The following is a 26028-nucleotide window of genomic DNA, read 5'->3' as shown; positions in this document are numbered from 1 at the left end:
TCAAGCGTCGGCCATTGCCACCGCTTGCTCTAAATCTACTGCGACTATACGGGATACACCCGGCTCATGCATAGTCACACCGATAAGTTGATCAGCCATCTCCATCGTAATTTTGTTATGGCTGATATAGATAAACTGTACGCTCTGCGACATTTCCTTCAATAATCGACAGAATCGTTCTACGTTGGCATCGTCTAAGGGCGCATCCACTTCGTCTAACATACAGAAGGGAGCTGGATTCAACCTGAAAATCGCGAATACCAATGATAAAGCCGTTAGGGCTTTTTCACCACCGGAAAGAAGATGGATTGTACTGTTCTTCTTACCTGGCGGCTGGGCCATGATGGTCACGCCCGTTTCTAATAAATCGTCTTCCGTCAGCGCTAAATACGCGCGTCCGCCACCGAATACCTTAGGGAATAAACGCCCTAGATCTTCGTTTACCGCATCAAATGTGGTCTTAAAGCGAGTGCGGGTCTCCTTATCGATTTTCCGAATGGCTTCCTCTAGGGTGGCCAGACCGTTATTTAGATCTTCATCTTGATGATCCAAATAGGATTTTCGCTCACTTTGTTGTTCGAATTCTTCGATCGCCGCGAGGTTTATCGCCCCTAAGCGGATAATTTTTTGGCGGATCTGATCCAAATCACGCTGCCACTTGTCGGGATGCCCATCCGCAGGCAGGGAATCGACAATCTGGGCGAGCACAATTTGTTGCTCTGACAGTGCAGCCAATTGGCTATCAGCCTGCCCTTTTAATCCCTCACGACGTAACTTTAACGTGCTGAGGCTTTGAGTCAAGCCCTCAAGCTTACCAAGCTCTTGTTTTTGCTTTAATCCTATACTGTTTAGCGTTTCAGTGAGCGAACTTTGTTGCGACCTGAGGCTTTTAAGTGCCTGTTGCTGACCCTGCTGTTGATTGAGTAACTGCGCCAGTTGTTCGCTGAGCTGTACCGTTTGCTGATCGCCCTCTTGTGCCGCTACGTTGGCAAGTTGGGCTGACAGTGTTTCCTTTGAGTGGACTAATTCACTGACACGTACCCGCTGTAATTCAATTTGTTCTGTGCTCACCGCCATCCGAGTGGTGACCGATTGCAGACTAGCATTGAGACTCGCTAAACGGCGCTCCGCATCACCAATTTGAGCCTTCAGGGCTTGATGGCGGGCCATATCCCCTTGCGCATCTTGGCTTTGTTGCTGTTGCTGCTCAAGGCTTACCTCTAGCGCCTCTGCCAGCTCATCCTCTTGCTCCGCAAGCAGCATTAACTGCTCAGCAAGCTCGGCTAACTCGGCCTGGGTTCGGGCAACGGTTTCAGCTAGTTGCCCCCGTTTAGCTTCACGCTGTTTGGCCTGAGCTTCTGCGTTATTAAGCTGGGTAGATTTGGTGGCTTTATCCAGCTGTAACTGGTGTAAGCGCTTGGTGCCTTGGCTTAAGCTGTCACGCACTTGAGTTAATTGCTGCGCTAATTCATCGAGCTTTGCCTGCTGTATGGCCTTCGCCTGCTCACACTCAGCGATGGCCTCGCTCAGCTGGGTTTGCTCTTTACTCAATTGCACCAAAGATTGGCTATTGTCTTGTTTAGCAATCAAAAAACCTTTGCCGAGCAAGTAACCGTCGGCGGTCACGATTCGCTCATCGGCCGCCAAGCTCGGCAGCTGTGCTTGCGCGCTGGCGAGATTATCGGCCCATTTGAGTCCCTTAAGCCAAGGGGCAAGGTTCAATTTAGCATCTAAGATGGGAGAGCCATCGAGATGCACATCCGCCGACAAGGCCGCATCGGCATAAAACCCTATCTCGTTGGCGTTAACACCCACGGGCAGCGTCATCAATCCCTGCAGCGCCAGTTCGGCTGCGGCTTCCCAGCCGTTTTCGACTTGAATGCTTTGCCACAGCTGCGGCTTATCACTTAACTCTTCTTGTTTCGCGAGCCATTGTTCAACCAGTTCGAAGCGTGCCCGCATCGAGGTTAAACGCTGTGATAATTGCTCAAACTCACCGCGTGCTACATCTAACGTGTGAGTAACGGCAGCCAAGGTTGATTCAAACCCTTGATTGATTTCAACTTGTTCAGCTAATGCTTGCTCTAACTGGGTAATCTCGTCATTAAGTGATGCGCTGTTATCTTCGAGGGCATGCGCATTAAGCGAGGCCAACTCTTGTTGTTGCTCTTGGTGGAGCTGGGTTTTATGGGCATTTAATTGCTGCTGATGAGCCAGTTTGCTGCGATGTAATTCTAATTGCAGCTTATGCTGAGCGACGGCCGCCGCCAGCACTCTGGCGCTTTCACTTTGCGCCTCACTGCGCGAAACACTCATCTCCCACTGGGCTTGCAGTTCATCCATCATTTCTTGCTGCAACTCATGTTGCGGCGCTAGTTGGCTAAGCTCCGCCTCAAGCGCTTGAAAGCTGGCTTGGTAAGCGGCTAATTTGGCTTGGTTTTGAATGATTTGCTCACTCAACTGCTCAAGCTGATTATGCAGCTGGGCGTCGCGCTGCTTTTGGCTCTGTAACTGTTGCTCAAGCTTGGCGATTTCGGTACCGGTCAGGTAATAGGCTTCGACCGCCTGCTGCTCCTGCTCGGCTAACTGCGAAAGTTTAAGTTGCAGCTCGGTGCTTTCTAACTCGCCGGTTTGCGCTAAGGACTGGGCAGCAGCTTGTTGCAGCTCGAGCGAGCTAATCTGCTCCGATAGACTCGCCATTTGGCTCTGCAGTTCTTGATAACGCATCACCAGCAGCTCGGCATGGGTTTTACGCTCAGCTTGTTTCAGCTCACGATATTGTTTTGCCGCCTTGGCCTGCTGACTGAGTTTTTCCAGTTGTTTAGCTAACTCGCTGCGAATATCCCCTAAACGCTCCAAGTTTTCACGGGTATGGCGGATACGGTTTTCCGTTTCACGCCGACGCTCTTTATAGCGAGAAATTCCCGCCGCTTCTTCAATAAAAGTACGTAAATCTTGGGGTTTAGATTCGATTAAACGTGAAATAGTGCCCTGTTCGATAATGGCGTAACTGCGCGGCCCAAGCCCAGTGCCCATAAATAGATCTGTGATGTCTTTACGGCGGCACTTTTGGCCATTGAGAAAATACCAAGACTCGCCGTCACGGCTCACCTGACGTTTTACCGAGATTTCTTCATAACTGGCGTATTGGCCCGCAAGGCGGCCCTCTTTATTTTCAAACACCAGCTCAACGCCCGCCACAGACACAGGTTTACGGGCGCTGGAGCCGTTAAAAATCACGTCACTCATGGAGTCGCCACGCAAATGTTTTGCCGAACTTTCGCCTAGCACCCAACGCACGGCGTCAATCACGTTGGACTTACCGCAGCCATTTGGGCCAATAATGGCGCTTAATGCCTGCAAAAACGGAATTTTGGTGGGATCGACAAACGACTTAAAGCCGGCAAGTTTTATTTGTTTTAATCTCATGGTGCCAGTTAGCGCGTCTCAGTATAAAAAGCCATCAGGGCGATGACTAATAGGGATGCAGGCCAATATTAGCCCGAGTCGTGTCATAGAATTCTGAGGCCAACTTTAGCAAAGCAGGCAGTATTTTGTAACGCTTTTTATTGAATTCATATGGCTTTTAGCTTGTCATCTCGTGACGAGTTGATCACAATCGCACTTATCTGTATCTCACGCTGTATCTCAACTTTTTTGGAATGACGATATGACACAGAAATCCTCCTCCCCTTCACAGGGTAAAAGTGGTGTGAATTATTTTCTCGATGGCTTTGGTTTAATCAAACGTAAAGGCCTGCGCACCTTTGTATTTATTCCCTTAATGATCAACTTAGTGCTGTTTGCGGCGGTTATCTATGTGGCGATTGGGCAGCTCGATGTGCTCTTCACTTGGATGAATGCCCAGCTTCCCGAATACTTAAGTTGGCTTAACTTTTTGCTCTGGCCGTTAGCGGTGACCACTATGTTGGTGATGCTGGCGTTTGTCTTTAGTTCGGTAATGAACTGGCTGGCCGCGCCCTTTAATGGTTTGCTGGCCGAAAAGGTCGAGCAGTTATTGACCGGCAAGCCGATGAATACGGGCTCGGGCATGGACGTCGTCAAAGACTTACCACGCATTCTTGGCCGTGAATGGATCAAACTCAAATACTATTTGCCCCGGGCGCTAGTATTTTTGCTGCTGTTTTTAGTGCCCATGGTGGGGCAAACCTTAGCGCCAATTTTGTGGTTTTTATTCAGCGCTTGGATGATGGCGATTCAATACTGCGACTATCCCTTCGATAACCACAAGGTGAGCTTCAAAGATATGCGCTTTGCCCTTAATCAAACCCGTGGCACCAGCTTTACCTTTGGTGCGACTGTGACCCTGTTTTCGATGATCCCTGTGGTGAACTTTATCGTGATGCCAGTGGCGATTTGTGGTGCCACCGCCATGTGGGTCGATAAATACCGCGAAGCTTACCGTAATCCTGTGGTTTCTCCCGAATAATCCCCCAAAGCACTGGATGCTCGCCATCCAGTGCCACCTGAGTTTTCAGCTATTTTAAATACAATTCTTGTAACAATTGCCCACTCTTGTTAACGCGCAATTTCTGGCACACTGCGCGCCATTTCAGAATGATTTGGGCCTTGTTGTTGAAGACGTTTCTCCCCTTAGTGTTATCGAGCGCAGTATTTCTCAGTTCGCCAAGCTTGGCGGGCTCTGCCAGCCAATTTCAATTAACGATTCCGACCTTAGAAGATGCCGCCAATATCGATGGCGAATTTGATGAGGCGGTGTGGCAGCACGCAGCGCAGGCAAAGCTAGGCTATGAGACTCAGCCTGGCGAAAACACGGCGGCACCCGTTTACACCGAGGCCAGAATCTATGCGACCCAAACCAGCCTATTTGTGGCCTTTACCGCCAAAGACAGTCAATCACAACATATTCGCGCCACACTCAAGGACAGGGATAATCTCTGGGGCGACGATCTGGTGGGGATCAAACTCGATACCTTTAACAATGCGCGTTTGGCCTATCAGTTTTTTATTAACCCACTGGGCGTGCAACTAGACTCGATAGAGAATGAGCTCACGGGCGAAGAGAGCGAAGCTTGGGATGGCATTTGGAAAACCGCCGGAAAAATCACCGCCGAGGGTTACCAAGTTGAAGTCGAGCTGCCATTACGGCTATTTAACTTTGACGATAAAAAGCCTATTCAAGAATGGGGATTTGAGCTGATCCGCTACTATCCACGCAATGAAAATCATCGCATCTCTACCCATAGAATCGATCGCAACATCAGTTGCCAGCTCTGTCAGCTCGGCGTCGCTACAGGCTTAGCCTCCGCCAAGCAAGGACAAGATCTGCAAATTACCCCGTCCTTTGTCGCCAATCGCAATGAACAAAAAAGCGCAAATGGTTGGCAAGCGGAGAGTAACTATGAGCCTGGGCTCGATTTGCGCTGGGGCATTAACTCGCGCACCTTGCTAAATGCCACCATAAATCCCGATTTCTCCCAGGTGGAGTCCGATGCTGGCCAGCTCGATATCAACAGCACTTTTGCGCTGTTTTTTGATGAGAAACGCCCCTTCTTCCTCGACAATAAAGACTACTTCGATACCCAAGTGAATCTGCTGCATACCCGCAATATTGTATCGCCGGACTATGGGCTAAAACTCACCAGCCAAACCGAGCAACACACTTGGGCATTGCTGGCCGCCAATGACAGCCAGACCACTTTTTTGATGCCGGGGAATTTAAGTTCTGAGGTTACCTCCTTAGCGGAGGAAAGCCTTAACTTGGCGGCGCGATACCGCTTCGACATGGATAAAACCTTCTCCTTTGGTGGGCTTATCACGGCCAAGAGCAGTGCAGACAATCAACTAACAGAATTTGCCGCGCAAAATGATTACCACAATTATGTCATGAGCTTAGATGCGAAATACCAACCGACAGCTCAGGATATTTTTACCGCTCAAGTCGCCCATTCGCAGACACGTTACCCTACGGCCCTGCACCAACAATTTTGTGGCAATGTGGAAGGAGAACTGACAGAAGGGCTACTCTGCGGCCAAACGCCGTTAAGCTGTGAGCTTGGCCAATGCCAAGTGAATGAGCAAGTGTTACGTAGCCAATCGGATCGGGATTTCAGTGGCGCCCTGTATCAACTGACCTATGAACACAACGCCCGCGATTGGTTCGCCTACGGCGAGTACCACGATGTGTCTCCCGATTTTCGCGCCGATTTAGGCTTTGTGGAAAAAATTGATTACCGCACCTTTATGGCCGGTGGTGGCTTAATTTGGTATCCCGAAACCGTATTTAACAAGATTAAATTCGGTGGCGACTGGGATATCACCCACAATCAAGCCGGGGAGCAGCTCGAGCAAGAGTTTGAAATTTTTTGGGAAATGTATGGCGCGCTGCAGAGTGAGCTATCCTTTGGGATAGAAACCCGTGAACGCGTCGGCCCACGCCATGACAGCGCGCAACTGGCGGTGTTAGATAACAGCAATCAATACCAAGAAACCCAAGGCTGGCTTTACGGCGCGATTACGCCCACCTCAGCCCTCAGCCTTGAGCTGGAGATCCACTATGGCGATGAGATTGATTTCCTTAACGATCGCTTAGGCACAAAAACCTTAATCAATCCGATGTTCAAATGGAAAATTGCCAACGGCCTGTCGGTGGATGTTTCCCATCAATATCAACATATGGAAATCGAGCAGGATAAACTCTTTACCGCAAATCTCTCGGATGTGCGCCTGCACTGGCAATTGAGTCTGCACAGCTTTATTCGCCTATCGAGCATTTACACCCAAATCGAGCGTAACCTTGCGCAGTATTTGTATTCGACACCCGATAGCGAAGCGGCACACTTAGGGAATGAAATCCTCTATGGCTACAAGCTCAATCCCCAGAGCGTGTTCTATTTGGGCTATTCCGACAGTTTAATCTCGGATGATGAGCTCACGCGGCTCACTCGGGATGAGAAGAGCTATTTTATGAAGCTAAGCTACGCCTGGTTGCTCTAGGCTGAAAGATTTTGCATAAAGCCCACAATAAGGCTTGTGGGCTTAAATCGAGATTCTAACTAAGACTCATAAATACCCAATAAGCTTGGGCTGGGAAGTGCAATCCCCATTGCGGTAAGCTCCATTCCCCAATGTCGCAGCAGCGCAAGATATGCCTGCTCAAAGGGATAGCGTGGCTTAAGGAATGCCCACTCAGAGGGAAAACACCATTCCTCCTCGCTCTCATCAATCGCTAAATAGGCGGCGAAATCATGCTTTGTCTCACTCAGCGCGGCGATTAGATTTGTCGCCATTGCAGCCCTGTGGGCTGAGGTAAATCCCGACTGTTCACCAAACTCATCAAACACATAAGCATCGTACAGCCCTTGCAGCTGCGCGGGATCTAAAGGATCGTAGCGATTGAGTGTTTCCCCGAGCGTTTCCTCACGGTCATAACAATTAAAGGCGCCAAGAAACCAGCCAGGATTGGGATGAAACGGAATATCCGAATCAGGGTAAAGAAGCGTCATGGTGACAGGTTCTCGTATCGGATCTGAGGCTTTAAAAAAGTGTTTTTTAGACAGCTAACTGCCTTGTTTGATTAAAGGCATTTTCGGCTAAGGTACCGCATCGAGCCGTTTAATCAATGTGCTGATATAAAAGCTCAGGCCCCATTGCTTGCAATGGGGCCTGAGTCGATTTAGCGTTTTTGCAAAATCACGCTACCGATGGAGTAACCCGCGCCAAAGGAACTTAATAGCCCTAAATCGCCCGCGTTAAAGTCAGCGGAATATTTATGGAAGGCAATCACAGAGCCAGCGGAGGCGGTATTGGCATACTCGTCGAGCACCACAGGTGCTTGCTCTGGCGTTACCTCATCCCCTAGCAGTTTTTTCACCACGAATTGGTTCATGTTGATGTTGGCTTGATGCAACCACAAACGTTTAAAGGACTGTGGTGTGAGGGATTGCTCGGCCAGATGCTCGTCTAAATGCTGATAAATCATCGGCAACAGCTCTTTAAAGACTTTGCGTCCCTGTTGGTGGAATAACTTATCCGCCTGATGCGCCGAGCTTGGGTCGCAGCGATTTAAAAAGCCGAAATTACTGCGAATATTGTTCGAGTAGTCAGTAAAACAACGGCTTGAAACAATGTTAAAGCCCTTATTGGCGGCCACTAGGCTTTGCTCTTCAAGCACCATAGCAGTCGCTACATCCCCGAAGATAAAGTGACTGTCACGGTCACGGTAGTTAACCTGCGCCGAACAAATTTCGGGGTTAATCACTAACACCCGTGACGCCGAGCCCGTCGCAATCGCATTGGCGGCGGCCACAATGGCAAAGGTGGCCGAAGAACAGGCAACCTGCATATCATAGCCATAGCCATAGCCACGGGTACCGAGTGCGCGCTGGATTTCAATCGCCATCGCAGGATAAGCGCGCTGCGTATAAGCACAGGCAACGATCACTAAATCGATTTGCTCGGCCTTCACATCCGCTTGCTTGAGCGCCATCACTGCCGCCTCAACCCCAATTTCGGCCTGCATAGATAACTCGTCACTGCTACGCTCAGGAATAAGCGGCATCATGATTTCAGGATCGAGAATACCGTCTTTAACCATCACATATCTGTGCTTGATGCCCGAGGCCTTCTCGATAAACTCACTGGAGGAATAAGACAGCGGCTCAACATGGCCCTGCTCAATTAACCCTGCATTTTCAAGGTTAAACATATCCACATAGGCGTTGAAGCTCTCCACCAAAGCTTCATTAGAAATACTGTGTGGCGGCGTAAATAAACCGCTGCCAGAAATAACGACCTGTTTCATAGGTGCTCCGAACGGGTGCTTGTTGTAAGGTGAGCAGACGTCGCATTATTCTGTGTTGGCACGGCGGCCAATGCGTGTTCAGCCTGCGCCTGTTGCTGCTCTATTTGTTGCTTTTTATGCATTTGCGCTAAGTCTATCACGACTGTGGAAGATATTTTATCTTGGATCCCCTGCCGATTGGCATCCCAAAATATCTGCATAAAGCCCAGTAAACCCGTCGTGAAGCCCGCCGCATAACCACCATAACGGCCAAATGCCCCCCAAAGGCTGATTTTAGCGCCATCGAGTTGGATAACGCGGATGCCTAAGAGTTTCTTCCCTAAGGTCTGACCATCAAATTTGGCAGTAAACACGGTGAAGTAAAATGCAGCCCAGCCAAAGCCTAAGCCCATATCGCTCATAAAGCCTTTGATCCACGCCAGCACACTGCGGGTGTCACTCTCTTCCTCGTCGGCGATGTCACTGTTGCGGCCTTCGGTTTTATGCGCAGGAATCAGATTGGCGTCTGGAGCTGAGGGAGCGTTTTCCATGGCCCCTCGAATATCGGTTTGAACGTTAGCTAATCCATCGGTTTGCGGTTCAGATACGGGAACTGCGTCAAGCTTGCCATCGGTCGATTGATTTACGAGCGACTGATTTGGCTGTGGCGGCTGTGATAATGTGCTTGAATCCTTGGTTGAATTTTTAGCTAAGCCCTTGGTGGAGTCTAGGGTGACTTCAAGCCCTTTCACCTCGGGCCAGAGGCTGCCCGCCATAATTTCATCACGTAACTGTGCTTTATCTGCATCGGATAAATCCGTGCTTGCTAAAGTCTCTAATACCATATCGCGGCGCTCAACTGCCGACATTCCCTCCATAGGCACATTCTCGAGCGTCTGAGTGTCGAGCGTCTGTTGCAAAGAATGGATCTGTTCACGGGCACAATCGGTATTTTCACAGAGTCCGAGGGAGACAAGACCTGGAATCGCCTTAACAACAGCATTGATATCTTGAGGGGCAGAGACCTTTTCGCGGGAAGTTTTACTCGATTGATGGAAATTCCACAAATTCCCCGCCGAGCTAAAGAGCATTAACCCCAGCATGGCCGCATACAGGCCCCATTTGAGTAAGCGGCCAAACTGACGACTGCGTTTCTCGATATAAATAATCCCCACCACCAGCAGAACAAACAGCCAATCCATTTGTTCGGCTAAAATAGTGATAAATAAACCGTCGATTAACATCGCCAATGCCCGCTTAAATGGCGTAGCTAACGGGGTATAAAGTACCGATTCGGCAATAGTGAATGCCTTAGGGGTGACCATAGTTCTTGGATCTTTGCCCAAGTCCGTTTGTTGTTGCTTCATAGTGTGGCAATCCGATTCCGATAGACGTTTTATAAGTGAAACATCAAGTGGTTATTCTTATTTACAGGTTATTTTTTATTGATGTTAGCAAGAGGTTAACACAGTTAAACCCACTGCCAATTGGGCTTTGCGAATAACAGGATTACCTTTAATAACCAAATCGAATAAAGAAGAACAAACAATCACTTCTAAATGCGCCACAGGCGATTATGATTCAATAGTGCAAACATAGGAGCAAGCAATCCATGAGCAAAATTTTCGAAGACAATTCATATACTATTGGCAATACTCCGTTAGTGCGTTTAAACCGCGTAAGCCAAGGTAAAGTGCTGGCAAAGGTCGAAGCACGTAATCCAAGTTTCAGTGTCAAATGCCGTATCGGTGCCAATATGATTTGGGATGCCGAGAAAAAAGGCCTGCTCACCAAAGATCACGAACTGATTGAGCCTACCTCTGGTAATACAGGGATTGCCTTAGCCTATGTGGCGGCCGCCCGTGGTTATAAACTGACGTTAACTATGCCAAATACTATGAGCTTAGAGCGTCGTAAACTGCTGAAAGCCTTAGGTGCAAACCTAGTGCTGACCGAAGGCGCAAAAGGCATGAAAGGTGCTATCGATAAAGCGGAAGAAATCCGTCAATCGGCGCCTGAAAAATACATTATGCTGCAGCAGTTTAATAACCCAGCAAACCCTGAAATCCATGAAAAAACCACTGGTCCAGAGATTTGGAACGATACCGATGGTGCAGTGGATGTGTTTGTTGCAGGCGTGGGTACTGGCGGTACTATCACAGGTGTAAGCCGTTACCTGAAGAAAGTCGCTGGCAAAGCCATTACTTCTGTCGCGGTAGAACCTGCTGATTCACCAGTTATCACCCAAACCTTAGCGGGATTACCAGTGCAACCTGGTCCACACAAAATTCAAGGTATTGGCGCAGGTTTTATCCCTGGTAACTTAGATCTTGAGTTAATCGATCGCGTTGAAACCGTCACCAACGATGAAGCCATCGACATGGCGCGCCGCTTAATGCAAGAAGAAGGCATTTTAGTCGGTATTTCTTCTGGCGCTGCTGTGGTTGCGGCGAACCGCATCGCGGCTCTGCCTGAATTTGCGGATAAAAACATTGTGGTTATCCTGCCTTCGGCTGCCGAGCGTTACTTATCTTCTGTACTGTTCCAAGGCCAGTTTGGCGACGAAGAGAACATTCAGTAATAAGTCGATTCGTCCGGCTAAAAATACCCAGCATTGTCTGGGTATTTTTATGGCCGAAATTGATGGGCAAACACGATTAACACCACTTCCCTCTCCTCCAAATCCGCATTTATTCACTAAGTTGGAGCTAGTTCATAGTTTTCCACCGCCGCTCTGACTTTTGCCGTTAACTTCGCTATAAAGATTGTATTCCTTTGTAAACTCAGCCAATTTATGTCCTTCTACCACACCCCAAAAGCCTTAAGCGCCTTCGATGCCAAATTTGAGGCGCAAAAAATCGCCTTTGGCCCCATTAGTTTTCAGGTTGCCCATTGCCTGCTGAAATTTGAAGTATTAGCCACCATTGACCAAGCAGGCGAACAAGGGCTGAGCATCGCCCAACTTGCGCAAACCAATGTGTTAAACGAGTATGCCCTTGGCGTCTTACTCGATATGGGACTGAGCATGGGGCTGGTATGGCTCAATGGTGATGCCTATGTGCTCGATAAAACAGGCTATTTTTTACTGCACGATGATATGGCGGCCATTAACCTCAACTTTGTGCAGGACGTGTGTTACCAGGGACTGTTTCAACTCGATAAGGCGCTAGTCGCGGGTAAACCCTCTGGCTTAGCGGTATTTGGCGATTGGCAAACGATTTACCCCGCCCTTAAGGATTTACCTGCTGAGGCTAAGGCCAGTTGGTTTGCCTTCGATCACTACTATTCTGATCACGCCTTTCCACAGATTTTACCCTTAGTATTTGCCCATTCTCCCAAACACTTAGTCGATATAGGCGGAAATACGGGTAAATGGGCACTAAGCTGCTGCGAGTTTAATCCAGAGGTTGAAGTCACCCTGATGGACTTCCCCGGCCAATTAGCCGTAGCCAAAGACAATGCCACCAAGCATGGCTTTGCCGAGCGGATCCACACCTTTGCCACCGATTTGCTCGATGAATCACGCCCCTTTGTCGAAGGCGCCGATACCTATTGGATGAGCCAGTTCCTCGATTGCTTCTCTCAAGAGCAAATCCTCAGCATCTTGCAACGCACCGCTCAGGCGATGACGCCGAACAGCCAGTTATTCATTGTCGAAACCTTCTGGGACAGACAACCCTCTGCAGCCTCAGCCTATTGCGTCAATGCGACAAGCTTGTACTTTACTGCGATGGCCAACGGTAATAGCCGTATGTACCACTCTAAGGACTTGATAAAGTTACTACATCAAGCGGGTTTATACGTCGATGAAGACACTGACAACCTTGGTCTTGGGCATACTTTGCTGCGTTGTAAACGCAAACCCTAAAGATTAATAAAATTTGAATCTCTGAATAAAATTAATCAATTTTATTTACCACACTCTCAGTCATACACTGGCATTAACAGACAGACACATCGAATTAATGTCAGTGTTGAGAGGTAACAAACATGACTTCAAAACGTAAACGTTGGACAGCACAGGCAGCAAAATTACCCAGCCCTATGGGCGGCCTCGCCCTCGCGATTGCAAGCTTGGGTTGGACTTGGGAGAGTGTGATGCCCTCACTCAATGGTTGGGGCCAACTGATGGGGGCTGTCATAGCCTCAGTCTTACTCATGCTGCTGGCTGCAAAATTTGTACTGCATCCCTCAGTGCTGAAGAACGAACTCAGCCATCCGGTTGTCGGTAGCGTGATCCCAACATTCGCCATGGCGTTAATGGTGGTTTCGAACCTACTCGGCCACTATTCCCCCCATGCAGGCTTAACCCTGTGGCTAGCGGCCATTGTTATCCATGTCCTCTTTTTAGGCGCCTTTATCTATTACCGCGCTATCGACTTCAAGCTCGAACATATGGTACCTAGCTGGTTTGTGCCACCCATTGGCATCATAGTGGCGGCAGTATCCTTCCCCAGTAATGGCGCGCCATGGTTAGTGAACTTGATCCTAGCCTTCGGCATGCTCACATATTTAGTCATGCTGCCATTGATGCTCTACCGATTAATCTTCTGTCAGGCAGTGCCCGATGCGGCTAAACCCACCATTGCCATCCTCGCCGCGCCAGCCAGTCTATCCTTAGCAGGCTACTTAACTGTGTGCGAGCAACCTTCGGTTGCCTTGGTAGCCGTATTGGCCAGCATTGCGGTATTGATGACTGCAGTGATTTATCTCGCTTTTTTCCATCTGCTCAAATTGCCCTTTAGCCCAGGCTATGCCGCTTTCACCTTTCCCATGGTGATCGGCGCGACAGCACTGTTTAAAACCGCCCACTGGCTCGCGCAATTTAGTCAAATGAGCGACCTCACTCAGTGGGTAAGGTTACTTGCGGACTTCGAACTCGGTGTTGCAACCATAGTCGTTTGTTATGTCGCACTCAGGTATTTAACTCATTATCTACCTAATCCTGCTCACATAATAGATAACACCACTACAGCTTAACCTACTCATAAGTATTAAAAACGCTTAGCATCGGGTGTCTATAACACATTCAAATCTCATGTCATAAAATATTTGCATGACAAAAGAAGTGAATTTAAATTCACTTCTTTTGTCTAGTTAAGTGCATTTTGCTAAAAAATCCCCATAAAATAGTTAGCTTAAATTAAAAACACAGAATACTTAAAATCCACTGAATAAAAGATATTCAACAACTAGTCAATAACCGTACAGCATCTACTGATTTAAGCTATTTTTAATACGGCACCAATAAAAATACAGTATTCAAAACCGTATAAACACCGAGGTTAAATAAAAATCTAAATATACAAAAAAAGTATGATTATTTTATTCTTACAAAAACTTTCAATTTTTACAAAATAAGAACAATTTATTAATATATATTCAAATTTAATGCTGATTTTATTGCCAAAATTGGTTTTAAACTTCTAAAAACCGCTAACACACTCACAAATAAAACCAACAAAAAACATTTAATTAACAATTAATGGTTAGGCATTGCAACTTACGCAAATTTACACTGTTGCACTTGTTATTTTCTTGTGGTTATATCTTGAGCCTAATTAAATAGGGCTCTATTTCTTAAAACGTTCCGTATTTAATTAAAATAACAATTAAACAAATAACAAGTGTTAAGGGAGAATGATATGCGCGCTAATTCGACATTAGCCAAAGCGGTTCGCTTTGCGTTAATTGGTGGTGCCACAACAGCAGCTTTATCTAGTACTGTTGTTTATGCTGCAGAGGATAACGCTAAGGTAGAACGTATTGAAGTAACAGGTTCCCGTATTCAAAGAACTGATATGGAATCAGCGTTACCTGTTACTGTTTTATCGGCCGAAGATATTGCCAAAACAGGTTTAAGTGATGTTTCTGCTGTTTTAGCACAAATGCCATTTAACACTGCTGGTAGTTTTATTAGTGATGCAGGTAGCTCTGCAAGTAACCATGCCAGTTCTGGTATGCGTGGTTTAGGTTCAAACCGTACGTTAACCCTGATCAACGGTCGCCGTATTGCGCCATCTGCAACCTTTGGTGGCGATTCAACGAACCTCAACTTAATCCCTATGGATGCAATCGAGCGTATTGAAATTTTACGTGACGGTGCATCAGCAATTTACGGTTCAGATGCTATCGGTGGTGTAATTAACATCATCCTGAAAAAAACCTTTGACGGTTTAGCATTCGACGCTAAGTTTGGTAGCCCAACTCAAGGTGGTAGAGATGAGAAATCAGCTTCTGTCACTTTCGGTAATACTAGCGATAAAAGCAGCAGCTTAGTGATCATCGAACACAAGCAATTTGATCCACTACAAGGTGGTCAACGTCCTCACTTAACGGCTAACTGGGATAAAAAATACGGTCGTAGTGGTTTATATGCGCCAGAAGGCACATATCGTCCAGTTGAATCTCGCCCGGTAAAAGGTGCTGATGGTACTTTCGGCACTCCTGTTTATACAGGTTTGCAAGTTCCAGGTAAGGACTGTCCAGCGGATCGTATTGTTACCAGCAAAGACGGTTCTGCTTGTGGTTTTAACCAATTTGATGGCACTGATTACCTACCAGATCAGACAAAAGACTCTGTATTCTCGAATATGACTTATCGCATTACCGATGAATTAGAGTGGTTTGGTCAAGCTATCGTTATGCGTGATAAATCCATCACCTCTTCAACTGCGCTATGGACTCCTAACTTATACATGGCAGCAGATAACCCATTAAACCCAACATTCGGTACCGCTAATGCATCTGAAGTGCAAGCCTATCACCGTTTGAAAGGGGTTGCAGACCGTAAAACAGAATTCGATTCAAACGTAGTTGATATCGTAACGGGTCTAAACCTTGAATTAGATGCAGGCTCTCTAAGCTGGTACGTACAATACTCAGATCAAATCGTGAACATTGAAACTGACTCTTACGTATTCGAAGATAAGTTACAAGAAGCAGTAGATAAAGGCTTGTACAACCCATTCGTTGAGGGTGGTAACGCAACCCAAGACACGTTAGACACCTTCTTACACACAGCTACTCGTAAAGCGACATCTAACACAACAGGTACTGGTATATCTTGGGCTGCACTGGCTCCAATTTCATTACCTGGTGGTGACTTAGGTTACGCAGTGGGTATGGAATACCAAAAAATCGAATACAAAGATACCCGTGATGCTCAACAAGCAGCAGGTAACGTATTAGGTACTTACGGCGGTGATTCTGCTGGTGATAGAAGCTATAAAGCAGCATTCGTTGAGTTGGAACTGCCAGTATTAGATCACTTAAACGTGAAACTAGCGAGCCGTTACGACCAATATAGCTTGCCAGATGTTGGTCAGCTTTCAAGCTCTGTAAACGTACGTTACGAAGCATTAGATAACCTAGTGTTACGTGCATCTTACGGCCAAGGCTTTAGAGCACCATCACTGGATGACTTGTTAGGCAAGCCAGCAACCAGTTATGACAGAATCACTGACACCACTCTGTGTCAAAGTCTGCCTGCTGATCAGAAAGACGGCAACCCAGCTTGTGAAGATAACCAATACCTACGTAAGAGTTCAGGTAACACAGAGCTAGATCCTGAGAAATCTGCTCAGTACTCTTTCGGTGCCGTATGGAATATCACTGAAAACATCGACTTAGTTGTTGATTATTACAACATCGAAATCACAGACCAAGTCAGCTACATCGATGCACAAACAATTGTGGATTTAGAAGCGATTGGTGGCTTAGGTGCTTATGACCCTAACTACATCTACGTCAAACGTAAAGCTGACGGTACCATCGATGAAATTGGCGCTGGCAACATCAACATGGATGGCGTACAAACATCAGGTCTTGACGTGTCATTCACCTCAAACTTCGATTTTGCTGAATTTGGTGCATTTAAGTTTGCGGTTGAAGGAACCTATGCTCTTGAATATACAGAGCAAGCAAGCCCGATTGCAAAACGTTATGACGTATTAGGCACTAAGGGTTATCCACCACTACGTTTCAATACAACATTTAGCTACGCCATTGATGACTTCTCAGCATCTTTGATTGCTAAATACATTGATTCTTATGATGGTGAAACTCCACAACAACAAGAAGTTGGCACAAATAAACAAGACTTCTCATCGTTCACTACGTGGGATCTGACATTGAACTACGACTTCGACAGCTATGGCAAAGTTACTGTTGGTGCTCGTAACTTGTTCGATGCGATGCCAACAGTTAACTACAGCTTAGGTTACCCTGGATACGATACTGACACCCATAACATCGTGGGCCGTGTAGTGTTTGCAGGATATAAAGTGAAATTCTAATTTCCCTATAGGAAGATAGAAAACCACACAAAAACGGCATCCTCGGATGCCGTTTTTTTATCTACTATTTAACCAAATAACTAAGTTAGCCTTTAGCGCCTATTTACCCGCAGCTTAAGATAAACCCCAGCGCCCAGCTAAATCCGCGCACCTAGTTAAATCCCCGTACCTAGTTAAATCCAAGATAGTGCGCGCCAATCACCAGCACGCTTGAGACCAACATCAGCAGCAACATAAAACGCCACACAAATTTCAGCCAGTTGCCCCAATCGACGCGGCATACGCCAAGGGTCGCCATTAAAGACGCTGAGGTGGGCACTATGATATTGGTGAGGCCATCGCCTAGCTGAAAGGCCAATACCGCCACTTGGCGCGTCACACCGACGATATCAGAGAGAGGTGCCATCAGTGGCATAGTCAATGCGGCCTGCCCTGAACCCGAGGTCACAAAAAAGTTGAATACGGATTGAAACAACAACATAAACCACGCCGAAAGTGCATCCGGCAGATGACCAATCACCCCGCCAGCGCTGTTCAGAATCGAATTAAGCACACTCGGTTCAGTCGGTGTACCGCCGCCAAGGAGCAGTAAAATCCCCGAGGCACATCCCACTAAAAGGGCTGGCTCTAACATGGTTTTAGCGCCATCCTTAAAACTCTGCGCGACCTTGTTAAGCGTTAAGCCATTGAGCTTAAACACGCAGCCAATAACGCCGGCCACCATACCCATGGTAAAAAACTGGCTGGCGATCTCAGGGATAAACCACGCTTTTGCCACAACGCCCCAAATCACCCACACCATAGTTAACACTAACAACAACAGCACCAACACATCCCCAAGATTAAAGCGGCTCTCGAGCTTCGTATTAGCATGGTGCTCACGGAAATAAGCATCGGACTGATAGCTATGGGAAATACTTGGTTGCTGTTGAATGCGATGGGCGTAACGCATGGTAAAAACGATGCCAAGCAATGTGAATCCGAGCCACATAGGGAAGCGAAACTCACTGCCTGAAAGAACCGGGATCCCCGCAATGCCCTGCGCAATTGCCACACTGAAAGGATTCATCCAAGAACTAGCGAAACCAATTTGGGTCGCCACATAGGTCACCATCACAGTGGTGATGCCGTCGTACCCTAAACGGATCATGAGTGGGCAGATGATAATCGCGAAGGCAATGGCCTCTTCTCCCATGCCAAACACGGCGCCGCCGAGGGAAAACAGCGTAAATATCACCGGAATGAATAACTTTTCATTGCCACGGGTTTTATCGATTAACTTTAAGATGCCGTTATCTATGGTGCCTGTGGCCATCACCACCCCGAAGGAGCCACCAATCACTAGCATAAACATGATCACGCCAATCGCGCTGCCCCATTTAGAACCCGAGGTTAAGCCCTCAAAGGCGAAGTTAAAAAAGCCAACCCCGCCCTCGCCTTTAAACAGTGCCACTGGTTGCAGCTTAGGCTCGCCCGCATCATCCAATTGATAGGCAAATGAATTAGGGTCGACTACTGTCCTCGCTTTATCGACACCTTCGGCCAGATAATGCACCTCTTGGGTTTGAAACGACCCAATCGGAATAAAGTAAGTCATTAATCCCGCAAGTAATGCCACAAAAAAGATGATCACTAAGGTATCGGGCATTTGAAAGGATGAGGGAGCGTGTGAAGCGGATGGTGCCATAGCAGTCTGAGCTGCTTCTGTTGGCTGAGTCGTCGAGGGTGGAGTCGTCATAGATGCGCCATTTTATGTCAAACGGAAAAGGCCGCACTATAAACTAAAGCGCTGTAAATCAGTACATAAAATCTTCATTCGCTTGCATGAATACGCAAAATGCTTACATCTATCACACCCAAGCAATCCACATAAAAATGTCAGCTACGGCGAATACAGCAAAAAAAGCCCAGTAACACTGGGCATTTTTTATAAGCCTAAGGCAAACAGTCACTCAAGGAACAATTATCACAAACCTAAGTAACTGACTCTCTTACTTACTTTCTTGGCTATTTTTCGCCTTTTCAGTATGCAGAGGCGATGCAAAAAAATGAGGTTGATGGGATTTTTGCGGATCGGGTAAGGCAATTTGACCTTGCTCAATCCACCAATAGCCAAGGCCAACGATCACGCCGCCACCGACAATGTTCCCTAAGGTAACGGGAATTAAGTTATTAAATACAAAGTTTGCCACGGTTAAATCGGCAAATTGCTCTTGGGTCACGCCTAAAGAAGCAAAAAACTCAGGGCTGGCGACCGACTGAATAGTGATCCCAAGCGGCACCATAAAAAGGTTTGCAATACTGTGCTCAAAGCCACTGCTGACAAACATGGCTACAGGGAGGATCAGTAAAATCGCTTTGGTTAGGGATTCGCGGCTGGCGAAGGTCATCCAAATACCCAGACACACCAACATGTTACATAAAATACCTAAGCTGAATGCCTGCACCCAAGTATGATGCAGCTTATGTTGCGACACTTTTAGCGCGTTTAAGCCCCAGTTACCGCCATCGAGCTCATACAAGCCCGCCGCCATGATCAAGCCAACCATTAACATGGCGCCGACGAAGTTGCCGATATACACGCGGCTCCAGCATTTGAGCAATTCACTGGTGGTCACCTGTTTTTGCGCCCATGCAACGCTGCTCAGCACCGAACTGGTAAACAGCTCGCCACCGCAAATCACCACCAAAATTAAACCTAAGCTGAAGGCAATCCCGCCCACCAGGCGCACTAAACCCCAGGCGCTATCACCGGCACCCGTAGTGACTGTCAGATAAAACACAAAGGCTAAGGCAATAAAAGCGCCAGCAAATACCGCTAAACCAAAGGATTGCCAAGGCGCCTTAACCACTTTGCTTTTGCCGTAAATTTCGGCTTGGTGATAACAACTAAAGTGTGAAGAAACCTGTATTGGCTCATGGCCAGTCGAGGATGTTTGTGGAGCGTTAGCATGTGAGTCTTTCATAACTGTACTCCCAAAACCGATAAACAAACGCGAACTTCCAACATAGGTCTCTCCTACAGCGCCCAGGCGCAGATCAAACCAATCAAAATTTACATTAAGACTTGCTTAAATGATGACTCACTAAAGTCACGCTTTGTAACATACAAATCGCATTGGCCGTGAAGCAGAGTTTGCCAAAGCGTGATGCTATTCACAGGTAAAATGTAAAATTTTTGAAGCCATAAACACAAAAGGTTAATTGGTCATACCAATTTTAGTCAGTTTTCACCTTTTTGCTATGGCGCTTTTAAAGCGCATTTTTAGGTAAGATTAAGCAGATTTAACCTTACAGAAGGCAGAGTTTCCATAATCTAGATGACGACTTGGTGACGAGCTCCTGTTCGCGCGGCATTCATTTAAGTAAAAACAATCATGTTTTCCATCCACTCAAATGAAACAATTTTATGTCGGCTTATTTCTATCAAACGCCCTACTACCGCCCAGCATTCCGTATAAACAAGCCTTTTGCGATAGCGGTTTTATCAGGCCAAAGGCCGCCTAAATCGTAAACAATCAAAATCAATCGATACGGTGATAGCTTTCGTCGGTTAAAAGCGCGACAGTCAATCAAATAAGCGATGACATTGGCCCATAATCGGCCAGCAAAAGCGTGCTTTAAACCTTATTGTGCTAAAAAAATGCTACCTTGCTAGCAAATTTGCGATTAACCGGGCACAAACTCGCCCGTTTAAGATGCGAGAGTATAAGAGCTATGTTAATATGCTCATGGATAATTGGTCTTACCAATTTATAAAGAGTTATCGATAACCGATAATCCAAGTTAAACGAATATTTGTCATCTTATCGGGTATCAATAGACAGACACTTGGCGCGATAAACATCCCCAAGTTCCAGTTCCCATCATAGGGCGTCATCTTGAAGGGAGCTTTAATCAGGAAATAGCGATTGGCCTATACTCAACATGGTTTGCCCCATGAGCGCCAATGACCTTTATCTCAACCAAAAGGTATTAGTACGATGACCGACAAAACTGAACTGTTTTCCAACGCATGGGAAGGTTTTACCCCTGGCGATTGGAAATCTGAAGTCAATGTACGTGACTTTATTCAACAAAACTATGCTCCCTATGAAGGTGACGAGTCATTCCTAGCCGGTGCCACCGAAGCCACAACTCAGTTGTGGGACAAAGTGATGGAAGGCATCAAGCAAGAAAACCGCACCCACGCGCCAGTTGATTTCGATACTAAGATGGTCTCTACCATCACTTCCCATGACGCGGGTTATATCAATAAAGATTTAGAAACTATCGTTGGTTTACAAACCGATGCGCCGCTCAAGCGCGCTATGTTACCTAACGGTGGTATTCGCATGGTTGAAGGCTCATGTGCCGCTTACAACCGCGAACTCGACGCCGATGTAAAATACATCTACTCAGAACTGCGTAAAACACACAACCAAGGCGTATTCGACGTCTACACCCCAGAAATCATGGCGTGCCGTAAATCCGGCGTATTAACTGGTTTACCCGATGCCTATGGTCGTGGTCGTATTATCGGTGACTATCGCCGCGTAGCGCTCTACGGTATCGACTTCTTAATGAAGGATAAATTTGCCCAGTTCAGCTCACTGCAAGCGCAGTTCGAAGCCGGCGAAGATTTATCTAACGTTATCCAACTGCGTGAAGAAATTGCCGAGCAGCACCGCGCTCTAGGTCAAATGAAGACCATGGCGGCTAAATACGGTTTCGATATTTCTCGCCCAGCCGCTAACGCCAAAGAAGCGATTCAATGGACATATTTTGGCTACTTAGCTGCGGTTAAGAGCCAAAACGGCGCAGCTATGTCTTTAGGCCGTACCTCATCTTTCCTCGATATCTACATCGAGCGCGATCTGAAAAACGGCACCATCACAGAGCAACAAGCTCAAGAAATGATTGACCATTTCGTGATGAAACTGCGTATGGTGCGTTTCCTACGTACTCCAGAATACGATGAGTTATTCTCAGGCGATCCTATTTGGGCAACTGAATCTATCGGCGGTATGGGCTTAGATGGCCGTACACTAGTGACCAAATCCAGCTTCCGTTTCTTAAACACCTTATACACTATGGGCCCAAGCCCAGAGCCAAACATCACTGTGCTCTGGTCTGACAAACTGCCTGTAGGCTTTAAAAAGTACTGCGCGAAAGTGTCTATCGACACCAGCTCTATCCAGTACGAAAACGATGACTTAATGCGCCCAGATTTCCAATCTGACGATTACGCTATCGCTTGCTGCGTGAGCCCAATGGTTGTGGGTAAACACATGCAGTTCTTCGGCGCCCGTGCAAACTTGGCAAAAACCATGTTGTATGCGATCAACGGCGGTGTTGACGAAAAACTGAAAATCCAAATCGCGCCAAAAGCCGCCCCAATCACCGACGAAGTGTTGAACTTCGATGACGTGATGAATCGTTTAGACGGCCTGATGGATTGGTTAGCGACGCAATATGTCACTGCGCTGAACTCTATTCACTACATGCACGACAAGTACTCCTACGAAGCTGCGCTAATGGCGCTGCACGACAGAGACGTTCGTCGTACCATGGCTTGTGGTATCGCAGGGCTTTCAATCGCGGCCGACTCACTGTCTGCCATCAAGTACGCTCAAGTTAAACCTGTGCGTGATGAAAACGGCATTGCCGTCGACTTTGAGATCAGCGGTGATTATCCAAAATTTGGTAACAACGACCCACGCGTCGACGATATCGCCTGTGACTTAGTTGAACGTTTTATGTCGAAGATCCGCGACCGTAAAATGTACCGCAACGCTATCCCAACTCAGTCAATTCTGACCATTACCTCTAACGTGGTTTATGGTAAGAAAACCGGTAACACGCCAGACGGTCGCCGTTCAGGTGCGCCATTTGCACCGGGTGCAAACCCAATGCACGGCCGTGATGAGAAAGGTGCGATTGCCTCGTTAACCTCAGTGGCAAAACTGCCTTTTGCCCACGCACAGGACGGTATCTCATACACCTTCTCCATCGTGCCTAATGCCTTAGGTAAAGATGAAGACGGTCGCCGTACTAACCTCGCGGCGTTGATGGACGGATATTTCGCCCACAACGAAGGACACGAAGGCGGTCAACACTTGAACGTTAACGTGATGAACCGTGAAATGCTTGAGGATGCGGTCGTTAACCCTGACAAGTATCCGCAACTGACCATCCGGGTATCGGGTTACGCAGTGCGCTTTAACTCTTTGACCCCAGAGCAGCAGCAAGACGTGATCACACGTACTTTCACAAAAGGTCTGTAAGCTAAATTAGGTAAGGCTGTAGTACAATGTGCTACAGCCTCACTTATTTCAACAGGAGTCACAATGGCAGTTACCGGTCGGATCCACTCAGTGGAATCCTTTGGCACAGTGGATGGTCCAGGCATACGGTTTATCACCTTTATGCAGGGCTGTTTAATGCGCTGTCAGTATTGTCATAACCGTGATACTTGGGATCTTGATGGTGGCAAGGAAGTACAGGTCGACGAGTTAATGAGCCAAATCATTAGCTACCGTCCCTTCCTAGATGCCAGCAACGGCGGTGTGACCGCCAGCGGTGGCGAAGCCATATTACAGGCGGAGTTTGTCGCCGAACTCTTTAAAGCCTGTAAAAAAGAAGGCATTCATACCTGTTTAGATACCAACGGCTTTGTGCGTAAGTACACGCCAGTGATTGATGAGCTACTCGATAATACCGATCTGGTGTTGCTCGATATCAAACAAATGAATGACGATAAACACATTGAACTGACTAAGGTCAGTAACCACAGAACGCTGCAATTTGCCGAGTATCTCGCCAAACGCAATCAGCCTACCTGGATACGTTATGTGGTCGTGGGTGGATTTACTGACGATGAAGCTTCGGCATTACAGCTGGCCGAATTTATCAAGCCCATGAAGAATATTGAAAAAGTTGAACTCCTGCCCTACCACGAACTGGGTAAACATAAGTGGGAAGCGATGGGAGAAACCTATCAACTCGATGGCGTTGCACCACCGAGTCGCGACACAATGGAAAAAATTAAAGCCGTGTTTAGCTCACAGGGGATTAATGCGGTGTATTAAGACGCCAAGGGAGGCTTAAAGCTCCTCCCAATAACTGGCATCTAAGCGCTCAAAGGCTATTTTTAAGATGAGCGCCATATCAAGGTAACACGCCTTAGCGCCCAAGGATTGGCAATGAATGCCCATGGCAGACAATTTCGCACTCAACTGATTACTCCAGTCGAACAGCGATAAAGGTAATGGATGGCGCGCACGCCAGCCTAACCACAATAAGCCCTGCAACGGCAGGCTAATAAAGAACAACGCGATTGTGAGAGCTTGGGGTAAAAACGCCCAACCATAGGTATAAATCTGACTCACACTCGCCAAAATCGCCAGCACTGGCATCACCAGAATGGCAAGCTGAGTGGCGCGTACCACCCGATACTCAGGAAAATATAAACCCAGTTGTCTAACCATAGGCCACGTCTTCATATAGCGACGACCATCACCTAAGGTTTTGAGAATATTGATACTCAATTTTAGACACCTACAACAGAGGAACACTGCTTTTACCATAGCACAATCTGGCACTGCGCCCCAAGACTGTGATGGCAAATTACGCAAGCGTTCCCAAGATTTTGAATCGTTAACTTAAACACAATGGCAAAAGGTTTACACATGTCTAATAAACTGGTTTTAGTACTCAATTGCGGTAGCTCTTCACTCAAATTTGCCGTCATTGACGCGCAAACAGGTGACGATCAGATCTCTGGCCTAGCCGAGTGTTTTGGCTTAGAAGACTCGCGCATTAAATGGAAAATCAACGGTGAAAAGCATGAATCCTCTTTAGGTGCATTTACCGCTCACCGCGAAGCCGTTGAATTTATTGTCAATAAAATCCTTGCTGGTCAACCTGAATTAGCCGCGCAGATCCAAGCCGTGGGTCACCGTATCGTACACGGCGGTGAGAAGTTCACTCGCTCTGTGATCATCGACGAGCATGTGATCAAAGGTATTGAAGAATGTTCTTCACTGGCGCCACTGCATAACCCAGCACACCTTATCGGTATTCGCGCGGCCATTGCATCTTTCCCTAAACTGCCACAAGTGGCGGTATTCGATACTGCATTCCACCAAAGCATGCCTGAGCGCGCGTACATCTACGCTCTACCATACAAGCTGTACCGTGAGCATGGTATTCGCCGTTATGGTATGCACGGCACTAGCCACCTGTTTGTGAGTCGTGAAGCCGCTAAAGTGTTGAACAAACCTTTAGAAGAAACCAATGTGATCTGCGCGCATTTAGGTAACGGCGCCTCGGTGACTGCGGTTAAAGGCGGTAAGAGCGTTGATACCTCAATGGGACTGACGCCGCTTGAAGGTTTAGTCATGGGTACTCGCTGTGGCGATCTCGACCCCTCTATCATCTACCACTTAGTGCACCAACTGGGTTACACACTGGAAGAAGTCAACAACCTGATGAACAAGCAAAGTGGTCTGCTAGGGATTTCTGAGCTGACCAACGATTGCCGTGGCATCGAAGAAGGTTATGCCGATGGTCACAAAGGCGCGACCTTAGCACTGGAAATCTTCTGCTACCGTCTGGCGAAATATATCGCGTCTTACACTGTGCCGCTCGGTCGTTTAGATGCCGTAGTCTTTACCGGTGGTATCGGCGAAAACTCCGACATCATCCGCGAGAAAGTGCTCAACATGCTGCAAATCTTCAATTTCCATGTGGATAGCGAGCGTAACAAAGCGGCCCGCTTCGGCAAGAAAGGCATCATCACCACTGACAACAGTACCGTTGCCATGGTCATCCCGACCAACGAAGAGTGGGTTATCGCCGAAGATTCGATTAAACTCATTACAAAATAATAAGATGATTCAAGCCGTTTGCTCAGCCAAACGGCTTTATTATTAGCGACCTACAGCTAAATAAACACAAGCAAAGCAGAGACGACTCACTCTGCCA

Annotated in this window: 16 protein-coding genes; 9 read left to right on the top strand and 7 right to left on the bottom strand. The window is 47.3% G+C overall.

The window, feature by feature from the left end:
- Complete coding sequence (gene smc, locus SHEWANA3_RS08250; RefSeq protein WP_011716612.1) at positions 1 to 3429, bottom strand: chromosome segregation protein SMC; 3429 nt, start codon at positions 3427 to 3429, stop codon at positions 1 to 3.
- A gap of 241 nt (positions 3430 to 3670) precedes the next feature.
- Between smc and cysZ the strand changes: the two genes are divergently transcribed.
- Together cysZ and SHEWANA3_RS08240 are read left to right on the top strand one after the other, a co-directional pair.
- Positions 3671 to 4450, top strand: a complete 780-nt coding sequence (gene cysZ, locus SHEWANA3_RS08245; RefSeq protein ID WP_011716611.1) for a sulfate transporter CysZ — start codon at positions 3671 to 3673, stop codon at positions 4448 to 4450.
- Between the two features lie 128 nt (positions 4451 to 4578).
- Entirely contained in the window at positions 4579 to 6978 is a 2400-nt protein-coding gene (locus SHEWANA3_RS08240; protein ID WP_011716610.1) for a carbohydrate binding family 9 domain-containing protein, read from the top strand.
- 59 nt (positions 6979 to 7037) lie between these two features.
- Here SHEWANA3_RS08240 and SHEWANA3_RS08235 read toward each other — a convergent pair whose 3' ends face one another.
- The 3 genes from SHEWANA3_RS08235 to SHEWANA3_RS08225 form a co-directional block, all read right to left on the bottom strand.
- The gene (locus tag SHEWANA3_RS08235) at positions 7038 to 7487 is read right to left on the bottom strand and encodes a hypothetical protein (RefSeq protein ID WP_011716609.1); all 450 of its coding nucleotides are present in this window, start codon (positions 7485 to 7487) and stop codon (positions 7038 to 7040) included.
- Between the two features lie 170 nt (positions 7488 to 7657).
- Positions 7658 to 8785 (bottom strand): beta-ketoacyl-ACP synthase III, encoded by a 1128-nt coding sequence (locus SHEWANA3_RS08230; RefSeq protein WP_011716608.1) that lies wholly within the window; start codon positions 8783 to 8785, stop codon positions 7658 to 7660.
- Complete coding sequence (locus SHEWANA3_RS08225; RefSeq protein ID WP_011716607.1) at positions 8782 to 10131, bottom strand: RDD family protein; 1350 nt, start codon at positions 10129 to 10131, stop codon at positions 8782 to 8784. The genes SHEWANA3_RS08230 and SHEWANA3_RS08225 overlap by 4 nt, the downstream gene beginning before the upstream one ends.
- A 245-nt stretch (positions 10132 to 10376) precedes the next feature.
- Here SHEWANA3_RS08225 and cysK point away from each other — a divergent pair, with 245 nt between their 5' ends.
- From cysK to SHEWANA3_RS08205, 4 genes are all read left to right on the top strand, one after another.
- A complete protein-coding gene (gene cysK / locus SHEWANA3_RS08220; RefSeq protein ID WP_011622282.1) occupies positions 10377 to 11345 on the top strand; it encodes a cysteine synthase A in 969 nt (322 codons plus the stop codon).
- A 213-nt stretch (positions 11346 to 11558) separates the two neighbouring features.
- Complete coding sequence (locus SHEWANA3_RS08215) at positions 11559 to 12632, top strand: methyltransferase (protein ID WP_011716606.1); 1074 nt, start codon at positions 11559 to 11561, stop codon at positions 12630 to 12632.
- A 122-nt stretch (positions 12633 to 12754) separates the two neighbouring features.
- Positions 12755 to 13744, top strand: a complete 990-nt coding sequence (locus SHEWANA3_RS08210; protein ID WP_011716605.1) for a TDT family transporter — start codon at positions 12755 to 12757, stop codon at positions 13742 to 13744.
- 665 nt (positions 13745 to 14409) lie between these two features.
- Complete coding sequence (locus SHEWANA3_RS08205) at positions 14410 to 17061, top strand: TonB-dependent receptor (protein WP_011716604.1); 2652 nt, start codon at positions 14410 to 14412, stop codon at positions 17059 to 17061.
- Positions 17062 to 17230: 169 nt separating this feature from the next.
- Here the strand turns inward: SHEWANA3_RS08205 and yfcC are convergent, their stop codons facing one another.
- A complete protein-coding gene (yfcC, locus tag SHEWANA3_RS08200; protein ID WP_011716603.1) occupies positions 17231 to 18799 on the bottom strand; it encodes a putative basic amino acid antiporter YfcC in 1569 nt (522 codons plus the stop codon).
- A gap of 253 nt (positions 18800 to 19052) precedes the next feature.
- Complete coding sequence (gene focA / locus SHEWANA3_RS08195) at positions 19053 to 20027, bottom strand: formate transporter FocA (protein ID WP_011716602.1); 975 nt, start codon at positions 20025 to 20027, stop codon at positions 19053 to 19055.
- 1017 nt (positions 20028 to 21044) lie between these two features.
- Between focA and pflB the strand changes: the two genes are divergently transcribed.
- Both pflB and pflA read left to right on the top strand, forming a co-directional pair.
- Complete coding sequence (gene pflB / locus SHEWANA3_RS08190) at positions 21045 to 23327, top strand: formate C-acetyltransferase (protein WP_011716601.1); 2283 nt, start codon at positions 21045 to 21047, stop codon at positions 23325 to 23327.
- Between the two features lie 63 nt (positions 23328 to 23390).
- Positions 23391 to 24131, top strand: coding sequence for a pyruvate formate lyase 1-activating protein (pflA, locus tag SHEWANA3_RS08185; RefSeq protein WP_011716600.1), 741 nt, complete (start codon positions 23391 to 23393; stop codon positions 24129 to 24131).
- A gap of 15 nt (positions 24132 to 24146) precedes the next feature.
- Here the strand turns inward: pflA and yfbV are convergent, their stop codons facing one another.
- Complete coding sequence (yfbV, locus tag SHEWANA3_RS08180) at positions 24147 to 24590, bottom strand: terminus macrodomain insulation protein YfbV (RefSeq protein WP_083757889.1); 444 nt, start codon at positions 24588 to 24590, stop codon at positions 24147 to 24149.
- 141 nt (positions 24591 to 24731) lie between these two features.
- On the opposite strand from yfbV, the gene ackA reads away from it, so the two are divergent.
- Positions 24732 to 25931 (top strand): acetate kinase, encoded by a 1200-nt coding sequence (ackA, locus tag SHEWANA3_RS08175; protein WP_011716599.1) that lies wholly within the window; start codon positions 24732 to 24734, stop codon positions 25929 to 25931.
- Positions 25932 to 26028 lie beyond the last annotated feature (97 nt).

The organism is Shewanella sp. ANA-3, from assembly GCF_000203935.1.
Taxonomy (GTDB): Bacteria; Pseudomonadota; Gammaproteobacteria; order Enterobacterales; family Shewanellaceae; genus Shewanella.
Note: the sequence above shows the minus strand (reverse complement) of the source record. Positions and strands in the feature narration are given on the sequence as shown.

Coding starts and splice junctions, on each gene's coding strand:
- smc (WP_011716612.1), bottom strand. CDS start 3,429: ATGAGATTAAAACAAATAAAACTTGCCGGCTTTAAGTCGTTTGTCGAT.
- cysZ (WP_011716611.1), top strand. CDS start 3,671: ATGACACAGAAATCCTCCTCCCCTTCACAGGGTAAAAGTGGTGTGAAT.
- SHEWANA3_RS08240 (WP_011716610.1), top strand. CDS start 4,579: ATGATTTGGGCCTTGTTGTTGAAGACGTTTCTCCCCTTAGTGTTATCG.
- SHEWANA3_RS08235 (WP_011716609.1), bottom strand. CDS start 7,487: ATGACGCTTCTTTACCCTGATTCGGATATTCCGTTTCATCCCAATCCT.
- SHEWANA3_RS08230 (WP_011716608.1), bottom strand. CDS start 8,785: ATGAAACAGGTCGTTATTTCTGGCAGCGGTTTATTTACGCCGCCACAC.
- SHEWANA3_RS08225 (WP_011716607.1), bottom strand. CDS start 10,131: ATGAAGCAACAACAAACGGACTTGGGCAAAGATCCAAGAACTATGGTC.
- cysK (WP_011622282.1), top strand. CDS start 10,377: ATGAGCAAAATTTTCGAAGACAATTCATATACTATTGGCAATACTCCG.
- SHEWANA3_RS08215 (WP_011716606.1), top strand. CDS start 11,559: ATGTCCTTCTACCACACCCCAAAAGCCTTAAGCGCCTTCGATGCCAAA.
- SHEWANA3_RS08210 (WP_011716605.1), top strand. CDS start 12,755: ATGACTTCAAAACGTAAACGTTGGACAGCACAGGCAGCAAAATTACCC.
- SHEWANA3_RS08205 (WP_011716604.1), top strand. CDS start 14,410: ATGCGCGCTAATTCGACATTAGCCAAAGCGGTTCGCTTTGCGTTAATT.
- yfcC (WP_011716603.1), bottom strand. CDS start 18,799: ATGACGACTCCACCCTCGACGACTCAGCCAACAGAAGCAGCTCAGACT.
- focA (WP_011716602.1), bottom strand. CDS start 20,027: ATGAAAGACTCACATGCTAACGCTCCACAAACATCCTCGACTGGCCAT.
- pflB (WP_011716601.1), top strand. CDS start 21,045: ATGACCGACAAAACTGAACTGTTTTCCAACGCATGGGAAGGTTTTACC.
- pflA (WP_011716600.1), top strand. CDS start 23,391: ATGGCAGTTACCGGTCGGATCCACTCAGTGGAATCCTTTGGCACAGTG.
- ackA (WP_011716599.1), top strand. CDS start 24,732: ATGTCTAATAAACTGGTTTTAGTACTCAATTGCGGTAGCTCTTCACTC.